Raw genomic sequence first — 14,067 nt, forward strand, 5'->3', positions numbered from 1 at the left:
TCGCGGCCCTGGCTGCCACCGCGGGCGCCGCCGGCGCCACCGCCGAGGGGCTGGACGTACGTGGCCTGCAGGCCGCGGTCGCCCTGGGCGGCCTCGAACTCGACCCGCTGGCCCTCCTCCAGGCTGCGGTAGCCGCCGTCGTCGGCGATCGCGGAGAAGTGCACGAACACGTCGTCGCCGCCGTCGTCGGGCTGCAGGAAGCCGAAGCCCTTGTCGCCGTTGAAGAACCGCACGGTGGCCTGCGGCAGACCGGAGCCCTGCGCGCCGGCCTGGCTCCCGCCGCCGTGGCCGCCACGGTCGTCGGACCCGCCACCGCCACCGCCACCACCGCCGCCGGAGAGCGGCTCGACGTGGGTGGCCTGCACCCCGCGGTCGCCCTGCGCGGCCTCGAAGAGCACCCGCTGGCCCTCCTCCAGGCTGCGGTAGCCGCCGTCGTCGGCGATCGCGGAGAAGTGCACGAAGACGTCGTCGCCGCCGTCGTCGGGGGTGATGAAGCCGAACCCCTTCTCGGAGTTGAAGAACTGCACGGTGCCCTCGGCACCGCCACCGGAGGCACGCGGCGCACGGGCCGGCTCGCGGCGCGGGGCCTCGCGACGGGGCGCGCGCTCCTCGCGGCGATCGTCCCGGCGGTCGTCCCGGCGGGGCTCGCGGGACTGCGAGCGGTCGACCTGGACCGGCGGGCCGCCCAGCAGGTGGACGCGGTCGGCCTGCAGGCCGCGCTGGCCGGGGCTGGCGGTGTAGTCGACCCGGGCGCCCTCGTCCAGGCTGCGGAAGCCGCCGGTCTCCTCGATCGCGGAGAAGTGCACGAAGACGTCCTCACCGCCGTCGTCGGGTCCGATGAAGCCGAACCCCTTCTCGGCGTTGAACCACTTCACGAAGCCCTGCGGCATGCCCTGCTCCTGCACTCACTCGACGTCCATCCGGTTCCTGCGGGGTCCAGCCTCCCACCTGGCCGGGTGCGCCGGGGTGCCCGCCCACCCGGGCGGGGGACTCAGTCCTCGGGGGCGTGCACGGGACGGGGCGCCAGGACCAGGCACATCGCCCCGATCGCGGCCAGCAGCCACAGGCTGACGAACCGGTAGACGACGACCGCGGGCACCGCCTGGGCGGCGGGCAGCCCGGCCGCGACGAGCGCGGAGGCCATCGCGGCCTCGACGACGCCGATGCCGCCGGGGGTCAGCCGGGTCGAGGACACCAGCGCACCGGCCGCCCAGGCGAGCACGACGCCCTGCCAGGGCAGCCCGGCGCCGACGGCCAGCACCGACAGGCCCAGGCAGACCGCGTCGAGGACCCAGTTCGCCAGGGCCAGGCCACCGGCGGTCGCCGCGTTGCGGAAGCCGGGACGGATCGCCCCCAGCGAGGTGAGGACGCCGTCCACGGCCGGTCCGACGACGGCCGGGCGCAGCACCGACCACCAGCGGGCGAACGGCGCCACCGCGCCCTGCAGCAGCTTGACCACCAGGTGCTTGGCCTCGGGGCTGCGGGTGACCGCCAGCAGCGTGAGGACCGGCACGACGGCGGCGACCGAGGCCAGCGACGCGACGGCGGCGCCGACGGTGGAGCCGGTGGCCGCGGAGCTGACCGCCACGACGGCGGCCAGGCTGACGGTGGAGCAGACCCCGGACACGGCCAGCGTCCAGCTGACCAGCACCGGGTTGTTGCCCAGGTCGCGCATCCGCCGGTAGGTGTAGGCGACGCTGGCCGCGGAGCCGGCCAGCGGCAGCCCGACGGCGATCGCGTTGCCGCCGTAGACGGTGACGGTGAGGTTCCCGGTGGGCGCGTGGCCGCCGCCCGAGCGCAGCAGCAGCCGCTGCTGGGACACCAGGCACTGCATCGAGACCAGCTGGACGACCGCGGCCAGCAGCGCCCAGCGCCACTCGGCCCCCGCCAGGGTCTCCAGCCAGCCCAGGATCGACTGCCGGAACACCACGACGGCCACGACCGTGCCCAGGGCCAGGACGCCGGTGAGCACCGGCCGCCACCAGCGGGCCACCGCGGAGGCCCGGACCGCGGCGATCGGGCCCGACCCGGGTCCCGGTGCGGGCGCCGGTGTCGGCGCCGGTGCAGGGCCGCCCGGCCGTCCGGTGGCCCCGGGGGCGGGCACGCCGTCTCCCGCTCCCGTCCGGTGCTGGGGGTCGGTCATCAGCGGAGACGGTAGCGACCCCGGCTGGTGGAGGGGACCACCGCTCACCCGGACGAGCGTGCCGCTCGCCACCGGTGACCGGGAGGGCACACTGCCGCCCGTGGCCGACGGCGGGCAGGACGAGGAGCACCCCGAGGAGCACGACGAGGAGCACTACGCGCCGAGCCCGGTGCCGTGGGTGGCCGAGGAGGTCGCCCAGCTGGAGGCCACCGGGACGGCGTTCGACGGGCGCGCCGTGGTCCTGCTCACCCACCGCGGGGTGAAGACCGGCCTGGTGCGCAAGACCCCGCTGATGCGCGTGGAGCTGCGCGGGGTCTACGCGGCGGTCGCCTCGACCCGCGGCGGACCGGACCACCCGCACTGGTACGCCAACGTGCTGGCCTCCCCCGACGTGCAGCTGCGCGACGGTGACCTGCGGCTGGACCTGCGGGCCCGCGAGGTGACCGGTACCGAGCGGTCCCGCTGGTGGTCCCTGGCGTGCGGCACCTTCCCCTCCTACGTGGAGTACCAGCGGCGCACGCGGAGGCGGATCCCGGTGCTGCTGCTGGAGCCCCGCCCCGCCCCCGACCCGCTCGCGCCGACGGAGCCCTGACCAGGAGTGTCGGTGGGGGGCCGTAGCGTCTCCCCCATGAGCCGTACGCACCCCGAGCTGAAGACCCCGCCGGCACTGGCCGAGGGAGGCCTCCGGATCGTGGCGCTGGGCGGGCTCGGCGAGATCGGCCGGAACATGACCGTCTTCGAGTTCGGCGGCAAGCTGCTGATCGTCGACTGCGGCGTCCTGTTCCCCGAGGAGCACCAGCCCGGCGTCGACGTGATCCTCCCCGACTTCACCTCCATCCGGGACCGGATGGACGACGTCCTGGCGGTCGTGCTGACGCACGGGCACGAGGACCACATCGGTGGCGTGCCCTACCTGCTGCGCGAGCGCCGCGACATCCCGCTGGTCGGCTCCAAGCTGACCCTGGCCTTCATCAAGGCCAAGCTCGAGGAGCACCGGATCAAGCCGGTCACCCGCGAGGTCGCCGAGGGCGACACGCTGGACTTCGGGCCCTTCGAGACCGAGTTCCTCGCGGTCAACCACTCCATCCCCGACGCGCTGGCCGTGGCCATCCGCACCGAGGCCGGCCTGGTGCTGCACACCGGTGACTTCAAGATGGACCAGTTCCCGCTGGACCGCCGGATCACCGACCTGCGCGGGTTCGCCCGGCTCGGCGAGGAGGGCGTCGACCTCTTCCTCACCGACTCCACCAACGCCGAGGTCCCGGGGTTCACCCTGTCCGAGGGCGACCTGGTCCCGGCCATCGAGACCGTGTTCCGGACCGCCCCCAAGCGGGTCATCGTCTCCAGCTTCGCCAGCCACGTGCACCGCATCCAGCAGGTGCTCAACGCCGCGCACGCGCACGGCCGCAAGGTCGCCTTCGTGGGCCGCTCGATGGTGCGCAACATGGGCATCGCCCGTGACCTGGGCTACCTGGACATCCCCAAGGGCCTGGTCGTGGACCTCAAGCAGATGGACAAGCTGCCCGCCGACCAGGTCTGCGTCATCTGCACCGGGTCCCAGGGCGAGCCGATGGCGGCGCTGTCGAGGATGGCCAACCGCGACCACGTCATCCGCATCTCCGAGGGCGACACCGTGCTGCTGGCCAGCTCGCTCATCCCCGGCAACGAGAACGCCATCTACCGGATCATCAACGAGCTGACCCGCTGGGGCGCCAACGTCGTGCACAAGGGCAACGCCAAGGTGCACGTCTCCGGTCACGCCAGCGCCGGTGAGCTCGTCTACTGCTACAACATCGTCAAGCCGCGCAACGTCATGCCGGTGCACGGCGAGTGGCGCCACCTCAAGGCCAACGGCGAGCTGGCGATCAAGACCGGCGTGCACCCCCGCGGTGTCGTGCTCGCCGAGGACGGTCAGGTCGTCGACCTCGTCGACGGCCGGGTCCGGGTCACCGGCAAGGTCAGCGCCGGCAACGTCTACGTCGACGGCGCGACCGTGGGCGGGGCGACCGAGGCCTCGCTGAAGGACCGCCGCAACCTGGCCGAGGAGGGCGTGATCACCGTCGTGGCGATCGTCGACGCCGACACCGGCCTGCTCGCCGAGACCCCGGACTTCCTGGCCCGCGGCTTCGTGCACGACGAGGGCACGTTCGACTCGGTCGTGCCACTGATCGAGAAGGCGCTGGCCAAGGCCGCCGAGGAGGGCGTGGGCGGTGCGCTCCAGCTCGAGCAGCTGATCACCCGCGCCGTCGCCGGCTGGGCCAACCGCAACGGCCGCCGCAGCCCGATGATCATCCCGGTGGTCATCGACGCCTGACCGGCGCACCGCACGGACGCGAGACGGCCGGCACCCCGCGGGGTGCCGGCCGTCTCGTCTCACGTCGGGGGCGCGTACCAGCCGGCGAGCAGCTGCTGGCGCACGACGGGCGGCAACGCCCCCCAGCGCAGCAGGGCGGCCCGGGCCGGGAGCTGGCTGGCCGCGGCGAGGCGGCCCAGCTCGCGCACCCGGTGCGGCGGCGGTCCCCCACTGGCACGGCCACCGGCGGGACGGAGCAGGACGACGGGACCGCAGAGGGAGGCCGCCAGGGTGTCGTACGCCGCCGTGATCGCGGCCTGGTGCGCGGGGTCGGACCAGTGCGGGCATCGCCCGGCGGTCACGACGGAGGCTGCTGGAGCGCTCATGCCCCCCACATCGGCAGTGCACAGTCAGATCGTGACCAGCCTGTGACCGGACTCGGCTACACCGCTCCCCCGGCCGCCGTACCCGGCACCGAACCGTCGACCGGGCGGTGAACGAACCCCGACCCGGCGCCGTAGTCCCCACGGGGACCACCGACGGGAGGGGACGACGTGGCACGGCTGGGCAGCACGCGCCTCGGCAGCGCACGGCACGCGGCGCGTCCGCGCGACCCGGTCGAGTCCTTCGACGCCCGCGAGGCCTACGCCGCGCACGGGCCCGAGCTGTACCGCTTCGCCCTGCGCCAGCTCGGTGACGGCGGGGCCGCCCAGGACGTCGTCCAGGAGGTCTTCCTGCGGGCCTGGCGCGCCGCGGACTCCTTCGACCCGCAGCTGGCCAGCCTGCGCACCTGGTTGTTCGCGATCGCTCGCAACGTGGTGGTCGACGAGGCCCGCCGGTTCGCCGTCCGGCCGTGGCAGCGGGACCTGGTCTCCGACGCCGGGGCCGACGAGCCGGTCGACGGGCGGGTGGACGAGCAGCTGGTCGATGCCTGGGTGGTCGAGGAGGCGCTGCGCCGGGTGAGCCCGGAGCACCGCGCGGCGATCGTCGAGACGCACCTGCGCGGGCGCCCGTACGACGAGGTGGCGGGCGAGCTGGGCATCCCGGTGGGCACACTGCGCAGCCGGGTCTTCTACGGGCTCAAGGCACTGCGGCTGGCGATGGAGGAGATGGGGGTGGAACCGTGACCGGCGCACCGAGGGAGCACCGCGAGCTGCGCGAGCAGCTGGGCGGGTACGCACTGGGGCACGGGGCGCCCGGCGAGCGCGCCGCGGTCACCGCGCACCTGGACGGTTGCGCCGGGTGCCGGGCCGAGCTGGCCGCGATCGCCCCGCTGCGCGACCGGCTGGCCGGGGTGGACCCCGACCGGCTGTCCGAGCTGCCTGCTCCCCCGCCGGGCCTGCGCGAGGCGGTGCTGTCCCGGCTGGCCGCCGAGGAGTCCCGCTCCGGCGTCGCCCGGCGCCCGCACCGGTGGCGCACCGCCGTCGCCGCGGCGGGCGTCGCCGCGGCGGGCGTGGGCGTGGGCTGGGTGGCCCGGCCGGTGCCCGATCCGCCGCCGCTGGAGGCGGTCGCCGTCGAGGTGGCCGACCGGGACGTGCAGGCCACCGCGGACGTCGTCCCGCACACCTGGGGCATGGAGGTGCAGCTGCACGGCGAGGGCTTCACCGCCGGTGAGGTGTTCCGGGTGCAGGTGACCGAGACCGACGGCCGGGTGGTCCCCGCCGGGGAGTTCCTCGGGATCGGCCCGGGGCAGCTGGACTGCAACCTGAACAGCTCGGTGCTCCGGGAGGACGCCGCCGGGTTCACCGTGCTCGACAGCTCCGGTGCCGTGGTGCTCACCTCCGATCTCTGAGCGGTGCGGTGAACGCGCGGGCAGCGCGGCCCGTACCCCCGGGGGACAGCGACCACCGAGCACTGGAGCCCGACGATGTCCCGATCGACCACCCGCACCGCCCTCCTGCGCACCGCCGTCGTCACCGGCGCGGCCGGCGCCCTGGCCCTCACCGCCGTCGGCCCGGCCGCCGCCGAGACCGAGGTGCCGACCCCCTCGACGTTCACCAGCGCCTTCACCGCGATGGCCACCCCCGACATGGTCGTCAACGCCGACGGTGTCGCCACCCCCGGTGAGCCGGGCGCCTCGGGCACCTTCACCTACCGGATCAACTCCGACACCGAGGTGATCTGCTACGACATCTCCCTCACCGGCGTCACCCCGCCGTACCAGTCGCCGGCCAAGACCGCGACGCACATCCACCAGGGCGACGCCGGGCAGGCCGGCCCGCCGCGGATCGCCCTCCCGAACCCCGAGGACGACGGCAGCGGCACGCTGACCAGCTCGGGCTGCCTGCAGGGGCCCTTCACCACCGGGGTCGTCGCCAACGGCGCGGACACCGGCGCGGGCTTCACCCTGGACCAGATCGAGGCCGACCCGTCGGCGTTCTTCACCGACTCGCACACCGCGGCGTTCACCTCCGGCGCGGTCCGCGGCCAGCTGACCGAGATCCCGGTCGGCGGCGTCGAGACCGGTGCCGGTGGCACCGCTGCGGCCCCGGCCGGCACGTCGGGCACCACCGTGGGCGTCGTCGGCGGCACGGCGCTGCTGGCCGCGGCCGGCGCGGTCGCGCTGCGTCGCCGGACCGTCCGGCAGTGACCGCCCGCGGGCGCCGTCCCCACCTGCGCGCGGTCGCGCTGCTGACCGGCGCCGTGCTGGCGCTGGCCGGCTGCGGCGCGGGGACGGCGCCCGCGGCGGCACCACCCACCCCGCCGGCCGGCACGTCCGGTCCGGCGGCCACCACCGGACCGACGCCCTCCCCCGCGCCGGCCCCTCCGACGTCCGCGCTGGACCCGGCGTCGGCGCCCGAACCGACCGCGCTGCGGATCCCCGCCCTGGACGTCGACCGGGAGCTGATCGACCTGGGCGTCGCGGCCGACGGCACCGCCGAGGTGCCGGTCGACTTCGACGACGCCGGCTGGTTCACCCCGGGCGGGCGGCCCGGCGCCCGCGGCCCGACGGTGGTGATGGGCCACGTCGACTCCACCGAGGGACCCGCGGTGTTCTACGCGCTGCGCGACCTGGTGCCCGGCGACGTCGTCGAGCTGACCGTCGCCGACGGCACGGTCGCCGTCTACGAGGTCAGCGGCACCGAGCAGGTCGCCAAGGACGAGTTCCCCACCGCGGCGGTGTTCGGCGCGACCACGGCCGACGTGCTGCGGCTGATCACCTGCACCGGCGCGTTCGACCAGGGCGCCCGCAGCTACACCGACAACCTCGTCGTCACGGCGGTCCGGACCGGCTGACCCGGCGCTACGGTGCCCCCACCCGTCCAGGAGGCCGCCGTGTTCCTGACCGACCCACCCCCGAGCGCGGCAGCCGACGCGCTCTACGCCGAGGACGTCGCCGACCACGGCCACGTGATGGCCCTGAGCCGGGTCTGGGCGCACCGGCCCGAGCTGCAGACCGGGCTCGTCGACCTGCTGGCCGCCGCCGGCGCCGGGCTGACGCTGCGCCAGCGCGGGCTGCTGGTGACCGCCGCCGCGGCGGCCCGAGAAGACGGGTACTGCGCCCTGGCCTGGGGCACCCGGCTGGCCGCCGCCGCCGGGGACGACGTCGCGGTGGCCGCCCTCACCGCCGAGGACGCCGCGCTCGGCGCGGACGACCGGGCACTGGTCCGCTTCGCCCGGCAGGCCGCCCGGGACCCCAACGGCACGACCGCCGCCGACGTCCAGGCCCTGCGGGAGGCCGGCCTCGACGAGGCCGCGGTGCTCTCGCTGACGGTCTTCGTGGCGCTGCGGGTCGCCTTCGCCACGGTGAACGGGGCGCTGGGGGCCGCACCGGACCCGGAGCTGGCGGCCGCCGCGCCGGCCGCGGTGCGGGACGCCGTCCGGTTCGGCCGCCCGGCCGGTGGCTGACCCCGTGTGGTTGGGTCCACAGCCGTGGTGAACGTCCTCTCGATCCAGTCCCACGTCGCCTACGGGCACGTCGGGAACGCCTCCGCCGTCTTCCCGCTGCAGCGGCTGGGGCACGAGGTGTGGCCGGTGCACACCGTGCAGTTCTCCAACCACACCGGGTACGGCGCGTGGACCGGCCGGGTGTTCGACGGGCAGGCCGTCGAGGAGGTCGTCGACGGCATCGCCGACCGCGGTGTGCTCGGCAGCTGCGACGCCGTCCTGTCGGGCTACCTGGGATCCGCCGACATCGGGCACGCGGTGGTGCAGACCGTCGCGCGGGTGCGGGCGGCCAACCCGGCGGCCGTGTACTGCTGCGACCCGGTCATCGGCGACGTCGGCCGCGGCGTCTTCGTCCGGCCGGGGATCGCCGAGTTCATGCGGGACACCGCGGTGCCCGCCGCCGACGTGGTCACACCCAACCACTACGAGCTGGACCTGCTCACCGGCCGGGAGACCACGACGCTGGCCCAGGTCCGGGACGCCGTCGCCGCGCTGCAGGCCACCGGCCCGCGGGTGGTGCTGACCACCTCGCTGGTCGTGGAGGACACCCCGGAGGACGCGGTCGACCTGCTGGCCAGCGAGGGCGGCCGGCACTGGCGGGTGCGGACCCCGCGGCTGGGCCTGTCGGTGAACGGCGCCGGCGACGCGATCGCCGCGCTGTTCCTGGCGCACTGGATGTCCACCGGCTCGGCCGCCGAGGCGCTGGGCCGGGCGGCGGCCTCGGTGTTCGGCCTGCTGCGGACGACCGCCGAGGCCGGCAGCCGGGAGATCCTGCTGGTGGCGGCTCAGGAGGAGTTCGTGGCCCCGACCCGGACGTTCGACGTCGTCGAGGTGCCCGCCGGCTGAGCCGGCCGGCGGGACCAGACCGACAGCGACACCGCCAGCACCGCGGTCAGCACCAGGGCGCCGGTGGGGGCCAGCACCGTCCAGGGGGCCCGCTCGACGTAGGGCATGCCCTCGGCGAGCAGCAGGCCCCACTCGGGGCTGGGCGGCGTCGGGCCGAGACCCAGGAAGCCCAGCGCGGCCAGCGCCAGCGCGATGCCCGGCAGCCGCAGGACGGCGTTGCGGGTGACCGGTCCCAGCAGCGTCGGGACGACGTGCCGCCAGGTCACCGCCAGCGGGCCGACGCCCAGGACCGGCAGCACCCGCACGTACGCCGACGCCCGGACCTCGGTGCCGACGGCGGCGACGTGCGCGGCCACCGGGGCCCAGCCGACCAGCAGCACCGCCACCGCGGCGCCGGTCAGCGAGGACCCGGCGACGGCGGCGACCAGCACACCGACGATGACCGGCGGTGCGGCGTTGGCCACCTCGACCGGGCCGACCGAGGCCCGGGGCAGCAGCCCGACCAGCAGGCCCACCAACAGGCTGGCCGCGGTGACCAGCACCGCCGTCCCCACCGTGTCGAGGGCGCCGTGCGCGACCCGGGCGAGCAGGTCACGGCCGCTGGCGTCGGCGCCGAAGGGCAGGGCCCAGCTCGGCGGGGCCAGGCGGGCGTGGGCCGACGTCACCGGGTCCCGGCCCAGCCCGGCGGCGACGGTGCCGGCCAGCAGGGCCGCACAGACCCCGGGCAGCACCCGGTCCCGTCCCCGCCAGGTGCGGACGGGGTCGGCGACCGGGACCGTCCCGGTGCGCACGGCGCGGCCCAGCAGCGCCACCCGCAGCGCGCTCGCCGCGATGCCGAAGACCGCGGAGATGCCGAGCAGTGCGAGCATCCCGGCCTGCAGGGCGGGCAGGTCCTGGGACTCGGCGGCACCGAGGGTCGATCGCCCCAGCCCCGGGACGGCGAACACCTGCTCGGCGGCCACGGCTCCGCCGGTCAGCCCGACCAGCACCAGCGCGACCTGGGTGGTCAGCGAGGGCAGCGCCCGGCGCACCAGGGCCCGGGCGACCTGGGCGCGGGTGGCACCGGCGACCTGCCAGGACAGCACCCAGCGCTCGCTGCTGGCCGCGGTGAGCGCATCGGCCAGCAGCCGCCCGACCAGCCCGCCCGCGGGCAGTCCCATCGCCAGCGCCGGCAGCACCGCCGAGGACGGCCCGTCCCAGCCGTAGGGCGGGAACCAGCCCAGCCAGACGGCGCCGACGACCAGCAGCACGGACGCCAGCAGGAACTCCGGCAGCGCGGTCAGCGCCGCCCCGCCCACGCCGGAGGGCCGGCCGGGCTCGCCGCGGACCGCCCGGCGCAGGGCCGGCAGGCACAGCAGCGTCGTGGTCAGCACGGCGACGAGCAGGGCGAAGGCCATCAGGGTCAGCGAGACGCCCAGTGCGGCGCCCACACCGGGGCCGACGGGGGTGCCGGAGACCCAGGAGGTCCCCAGGTCCCCGCGCACCAGCCCGCCCAGCCAGGACCGCAGCAGGGCCAGCGGCCCGTCGTCGAGCCCGAGGTCGGCCCGGATCGCGGCCAGGGCCTCCGGGGTCGCCTCCTGCTCGGCGGACCGGGCCCGCAGCACCGACAGCTCGGGGCTGCGGCCCGACAGCCAGGGCAGCACGCCGATCAGCGCAACCACCCCGGCCAGCGACAGCACCCGGGACGCCGTCACCCCCAGCCGGCCCGCCACGGTCACTCCCCGGCGGTGGTCTGCGCGGTGATCAGCACGCGCTCGCGGGGGTCGCGGGCGGCGTCGCTGACGCCGGCCTGCTCGCCCTGGACCACGCGCTCGTGCAGCATCGGCACCGCGGCGCCGGTGGCCAGCACCGCGGCCTCGGCCTCGAGCACCAGGGCGCGGCGCTCGGGCCCGGCCGGGGCGGCCGAGGCGGCCTGCAGCGCGGCGTCGACGGCCGGGTCGCACAGCTGGGAGATGTTGAAGGAGCCCTCGCAGGAGAAGTCGCTGAACAGGTAGGCGACCGGGTCACCGGAGTCCAGCACGGTGGCGCGGGACAGGATGAACGCGTCGAACGCCCCGGCCAGCGCGTCGGCCTCGATGAAGGCGTACTCGCGGACGTCCTGGGTGACGGTGAAGCCGACGGCCTCCAGCTGCTGCTGCACCAGGACGGCGACCTCGGGCAGCTCGGCCCGGTCGGTGAAGGTGCCCAGGGTGATCGCGGTGCCGGCCCGGACGGTGCCGGCGGCGGGCAGGTCGAGCTCGCCGCGGCCCTCGGCGGCCCAGGGCAGCGCCGGGCCGAGCAGGCCCTCGGCGATGTCGGCCCGGCCCTCGTAGACGGTCTCCACCAGGGTGGCGCGCTCGATCGCCGCCCGGGCCGCGGCGCGGACCCCGGCGTCGGCGAAGGGCCCGCTGGTGGTGTTGAGGTAGAGCGTGTTCGTGCGCGGCATGGGCACCTCGTGCACCAGGTCGGGGTCCAGCAGCCCGGCCTGGGAGACCGGCACGGCCTCCACGACGTCGGCGGTGCCGGTCCGCAGCGCCGCGGCCCGGGCGGTGCCGTCGGGCACGAAGTCGACGTCGATGCCGCTGGCCGCGGCGGGGTCGCCCCAGTAGCCGTCGTACCGGTCCAGGGTGGCGCCCGAGGTGCCGTCGACCGCGACCAGCTCGAAGGGCCCGGTGCCGGTGCCCACCGGGCTCACGGCGCCGTCCTCGGCGTAGGCGGAGGCGGCCAGCACGGCCAGCTGCGGGCTCGACAGCCGCTGGGGCACCAGCGGGTCGACGTCCCCGGTGGTGACGACGACGTCGTCCCCGTCGGCGACGGCGGTGAGCTCGACGCCGTCCAGGATCCGGGGCTTCGGGGAGGCCTGGGTGGCCGCGGTCAGCGAGGCCGCGGCCTGCTCGGCGGTGAGGTCGGTCCCGTCGTGGAAGGTCACCCCCTGGCGGACGGCGAACCGCCACGTGCGGTCGTCGACCTGCTCCCAGCCGGTGGACAGGGCGGGCTGGGCCTCACCGAGCTCGTCGAGCACCACCAGGGTCTCGGCGGTGCTCCAGCGGGAGAGCTTGAACGCGTCGTCGGACAGCGGGGACAGCCCCGAGCGGGGCGGCTGCAGCATCGCCAGGGAGACCCGGCCGTCGCCGGCCGAGGCGGCGTCGGACCCGGTCGAGCCGCTGAAGCAGCCGGTCAGCAGCAGGGCGGCGGTGGTGGTCAGGACACCGGTGCGGAACAACGGTCGGCGGTGGGTGGGGACAGCAGGCATCGACGGACGTCCTCGTTCGGTGGGGTGGGTGGAGCGGGTCAGGCGGGGAGGTGCGGCACGGCCTCGACGAGGGCCCGGGCGGCGGGGTGCCGGGGGGTGGCCAGCAGCTGGTCGGTGGGGCGGTCCTCGACGACCCGGCCGGCGTCCAGGACGAGCGTCCGGCTGCACAGCCGGGAGACCACGGACAGGTCGTGGGAGACCAGCAACAGGGCCAGACCCCGGTCCCGGCCCAGCTCGGCGAGCAGCTCGACGACCTGCGCCCGGACGGCGAGGTCCAGGCCGCTGACCGGTTCGTCGGCCAGCAGCACCGTCGGGGCCGGTGCCAGGGCGCGGGCCAGGGCGACCCGCTGGGCCTGACCGCCGGAGAGCTCGCCGGGACGGCGGGAGGCGAGCCCGGCGTCCAGCCGGACCCGCTCCAGCGCGGTGGCCACCGCGGTCCGGTGGTCGCCGGGGACGCCCAGGGCGCGCAGCGGTTCGGCGACCAGGGCCCCGACGGTCATCCGGGGGTCCAGGGTGCTGGCCGGGTCCTGGGGCACGTACTGCACCTGCCGGCGGAACCAGCGCAGCCGGCGGGCCGGGCCCGGGGAGACGGCCCGGTCCCCGCAGTGCACGGTGCCGGCGTCGGGGGCGTCCAGGGCCAGCAGCAGCCGCAGCAGGGTCGACTTGCCCGACCCGGAGCTGCCGACGACCCCGAGCTGCTCGCCGGGCGCCAGCGCCAGGTCGACCCCGTCGAGGGCGGTGAGCCGCCCGGCCGGCGCCCACGGGCGGCGCCTGGGGAGCGGGTGGGTGCGGCGCAGCCCGCGGGCCTGCAGCACCGGGGTGACGGTGGTCGACGGGACGGCCTCCCGGGCCGTCAGCACGGCGTTCACGCCACGGCCCGGGCGGCGTCGACCAGCTCGCGCAGGTGCGCCGATGCCGGGGCGGCCACCAGCTCGGCGGTCGGGCCGTCCTCGACGACCCGACCGGCCTCCAGCACCACGAACCGGTCGCACAGGGTGGCTGCGACGGCGACGTCGTGGGTGATGAACAGCAGGGCGCTGTCGGCGGTGTGCGCGTGCAGCAGCCGGACGACCTGGGCCTGGGTGACCAGGTCCAGGGCGGTGGTGGGTTCGTCGGCGACCAGCAGCCCGGCCGCCGACGCCAGCGCGATCGCGGTGCAGACCCGCTGGCGCTGGCCGCCGGAGAGCTCGCCGGCGACGCTGCGCAGCACCCGGTCGGGGTCGGTGAGCCCGACGTCGGTGAGCAGCTGGGCGGCCCGGGTGCGCAGTGCGGCGCCACGCAGGCCCCCGCGGTGGCGCAGCGGGGTCGCCAGCTGGGCGCCCACGGGCACCAGCGGGTTGAGCGCGGCCAGCGGGTCCTGGGCGATGGCGGCGACCCGGGTGCGGGCCGTGCGCCGCGCGGCGGGCACCCCGAGGACGTCGTCCCCGGCGACCCGGACGGCGCCGGTGGCCACCGCGCCGGCGGGCAGCCGGCCCAGCACCGCCCCGGCCGTGAGGGACTTGCCGGAGCCCGACGCCCCGATGAGCGCGACCCGGCTGCCGGCGGGCACGGTGAGGTCGACGCCGTGCAGCAGCCGGGTGCCGGCGACGCTGAGGGTCAGGCCGGACACCTGCAGCGCAGGTGTGACCTCGGCGTCGACAACAGGAATCATTGTCAGCAGGCTAG

At 76.3% G+C, this 14,067-nt stretch carries 14 protein-coding genes and 3 pseudogenes; 8 read left to right on the plus strand and 9 right to left on the minus strand.

Translation table 11 applies throughout. The features are described 5' to 3' along the window. Nucleotides 1–44: 44 nt before the first annotated feature. The 4 genes and pseudogenes from ASG41_RS24135 to ASG41_RS05140 form a co-directional block, all read right to left on the minus strand. Nucleotides 45–248: pseudogene (locus tag ASG41_RS24135) on the minus strand (cold-shock protein); the annotation flags it as partial. 99 nt (nucleotides 249–347) lie between these two features. Beyond that, a pseudogene (locus tag ASG41_RS23405) lies at nucleotides 348–527 on the minus strand (cold-shock protein); the annotation flags it as partial. A 159-nt stretch (nucleotides 528–686) separates the two neighbouring features. Further along, nucleotides 687–890, minus strand: a pseudogene (locus ASG41_RS23410) (cold-shock protein); the annotation flags it as partial. Between the two features lie 101 nt (nucleotides 891–991). Further along, nucleotides 992–2,143 carry a YbhN family protein gene (locus ASG41_RS05140; protein ID WP_082556594.1) on the minus strand — a complete coding sequence of 384 codons (1,152 nt, stop codon included), beginning with the start codon at nucleotides 2,141–2,143 and terminating at the stop codon, nucleotides 992–994. A gap of 58 nt (nucleotides 2,144–2,201) precedes the next feature. Between ASG41_RS05140 and ASG41_RS05145 the strand changes: the two genes are divergently transcribed. Beyond that, nucleotides 2,202–2,735, plus strand: a complete 534-nt coding sequence (locus tag ASG41_RS05145) for a nitroreductase/quinone reductase family protein (protein ID WP_235564505.1) — start codon at nucleotides 2,202–2,204, stop codon at nucleotides 2,733–2,735. A gap of 36 nt (nucleotides 2,736–2,771) precedes the next feature. Continuing rightward, the gene (locus ASG41_RS05150) at nucleotides 2,772–4,457 is read left to right on the plus strand and encodes a ribonuclease J (protein WP_056290957.1); all 1,686 of its coding nucleotides are present in this window, start codon (nucleotides 2,772–2,774) and stop codon (nucleotides 4,455–4,457) included. Between the two features lie 59 nt (nucleotides 4,458–4,516). Here the strand turns inward: ASG41_RS05150 and ASG41_RS05155 are convergent, their stop codons facing one another. Next, nucleotides 4,517–4,822: a hypothetical protein gene (locus ASG41_RS05155; protein WP_157519050.1), complete on the minus strand. Its 306-nt coding sequence runs from the start codon at nucleotides 4,820–4,822 to the stop codon at nucleotides 4,517–4,519. 168 nt (nucleotides 4,823–4,990) lie between these two features. Here ASG41_RS05155 and ASG41_RS05160 point away from each other — a divergent pair, with 168 nt between their 5' ends. From ASG41_RS05160 to pdxY, 6 genes are all read left to right on the plus strand, one after another. Then, entirely contained in the window at nucleotides 4,991–5,563 is a 573-nt protein-coding gene (locus tag ASG41_RS05160; protein ID WP_235564506.1) for a sigma-70 family RNA polymerase sigma factor, read from the plus strand. Beyond that, a complete protein-coding gene (locus tag ASG41_RS05165; protein ID WP_056290961.1) occupies nucleotides 5,560–6,228 on the plus strand; it encodes an anti-sigma factor in 669 nt (222 codons plus the stop codon). Before ASG41_RS05160 ends, ASG41_RS05165 begins: the two co-directional genes overlap by 4 nt. A gap of 75 nt (nucleotides 6,229–6,303) precedes the next feature. Continuing rightward, nucleotides 6,304–7,026: a CHRD domain-containing protein gene (locus ASG41_RS05170; protein ID WP_056290963.1), complete on the plus strand. Its 723-nt coding sequence runs from the start codon at nucleotides 6,304–6,306 to the stop codon at nucleotides 7,024–7,026. Then, nucleotides 7,023–7,673 carry a class F sortase gene (locus tag ASG41_RS05175; protein WP_056290965.1) on the plus strand — a complete coding sequence of 217 codons (651 nt, stop codon included), beginning with the start codon at nucleotides 7,023–7,025 and terminating at the stop codon, nucleotides 7,671–7,673. Before ASG41_RS05170 ends, ASG41_RS05175 begins: the two co-directional genes overlap by 4 nt. 39 nt (nucleotides 7,674–7,712) lie before the next feature. Beyond that, complete coding sequence (locus ASG41_RS05180; RefSeq protein WP_157519052.1) at nucleotides 7,713–8,285, plus strand: hypothetical protein; 573 nt, start codon at nucleotides 7,713–7,715, stop codon at nucleotides 8,283–8,285. Nucleotides 8,286–8,309: 24 nt separating this feature from the next. Further along, complete coding sequence (gene pdxY / locus ASG41_RS05185; protein WP_200938734.1) at nucleotides 8,310–9,170, plus strand: pyridoxal kinase PdxY; 861 nt, start codon at nucleotides 8,310–8,312, stop codon at nucleotides 9,168–9,170. Here the strand turns inward: pdxY and ASG41_RS05190 are convergent. The 4 genes from ASG41_RS05190 to ASG41_RS05205 are packed head-to-tail and all read right to left on the minus strand — an operon-like array spanning nucleotide 9,110 to nucleotide 14,053. Next, nucleotides 9,110–10,882, minus strand: coding sequence for an ABC transporter permease subunit (locus tag ASG41_RS05190; protein ID WP_082556595.1), 1,773 nt, complete (start codon nucleotides 10,880–10,882; stop codon nucleotides 9,110–9,112). The two genes, pdxY and ASG41_RS05190, sit on opposite strands and share 61 nt — an antisense overlap. Nucleotides 10,883–10,884: 2 nt before the next feature. Next, on the minus strand, nucleotides 10,885–12,402 hold the full coding sequence (locus ASG41_RS05195) for an ABC transporter substrate-binding protein (protein ID WP_056290970.1): 1,518 nt from the start codon (nucleotides 12,400–12,402) through the stop codon (nucleotides 10,885–10,887). Between the two features lie 38 nt (nucleotides 12,403–12,440). Then, on the minus strand, nucleotides 12,441–13,271 hold the full coding sequence (locus ASG41_RS05200; protein WP_056290972.1) for an ABC transporter ATP-binding protein: 831 nt from the start codon (nucleotides 13,269–13,271) through the stop codon (nucleotides 12,441–12,443). Then, entirely contained in the window at nucleotides 13,268–14,053 is a 786-nt protein-coding gene (locus tag ASG41_RS05205; RefSeq protein ID WP_056290974.1) for an ABC transporter ATP-binding protein, read from the minus strand. The genes ASG41_RS05200 and ASG41_RS05205 overlap by 4 nt, the downstream gene beginning before the upstream one ends. Nucleotides 14,054–14,067 lie beyond the last annotated feature (14 nt).

Source organism: Modestobacter sp. Leaf380, from assembly GCF_001424485.1.
In the GTDB taxonomy this organism is placed as follows: domain Bacteria; phylum Actinomycetota; class Actinomycetes; order Mycobacteriales; family Geodermatophilaceae; genus Klenkia.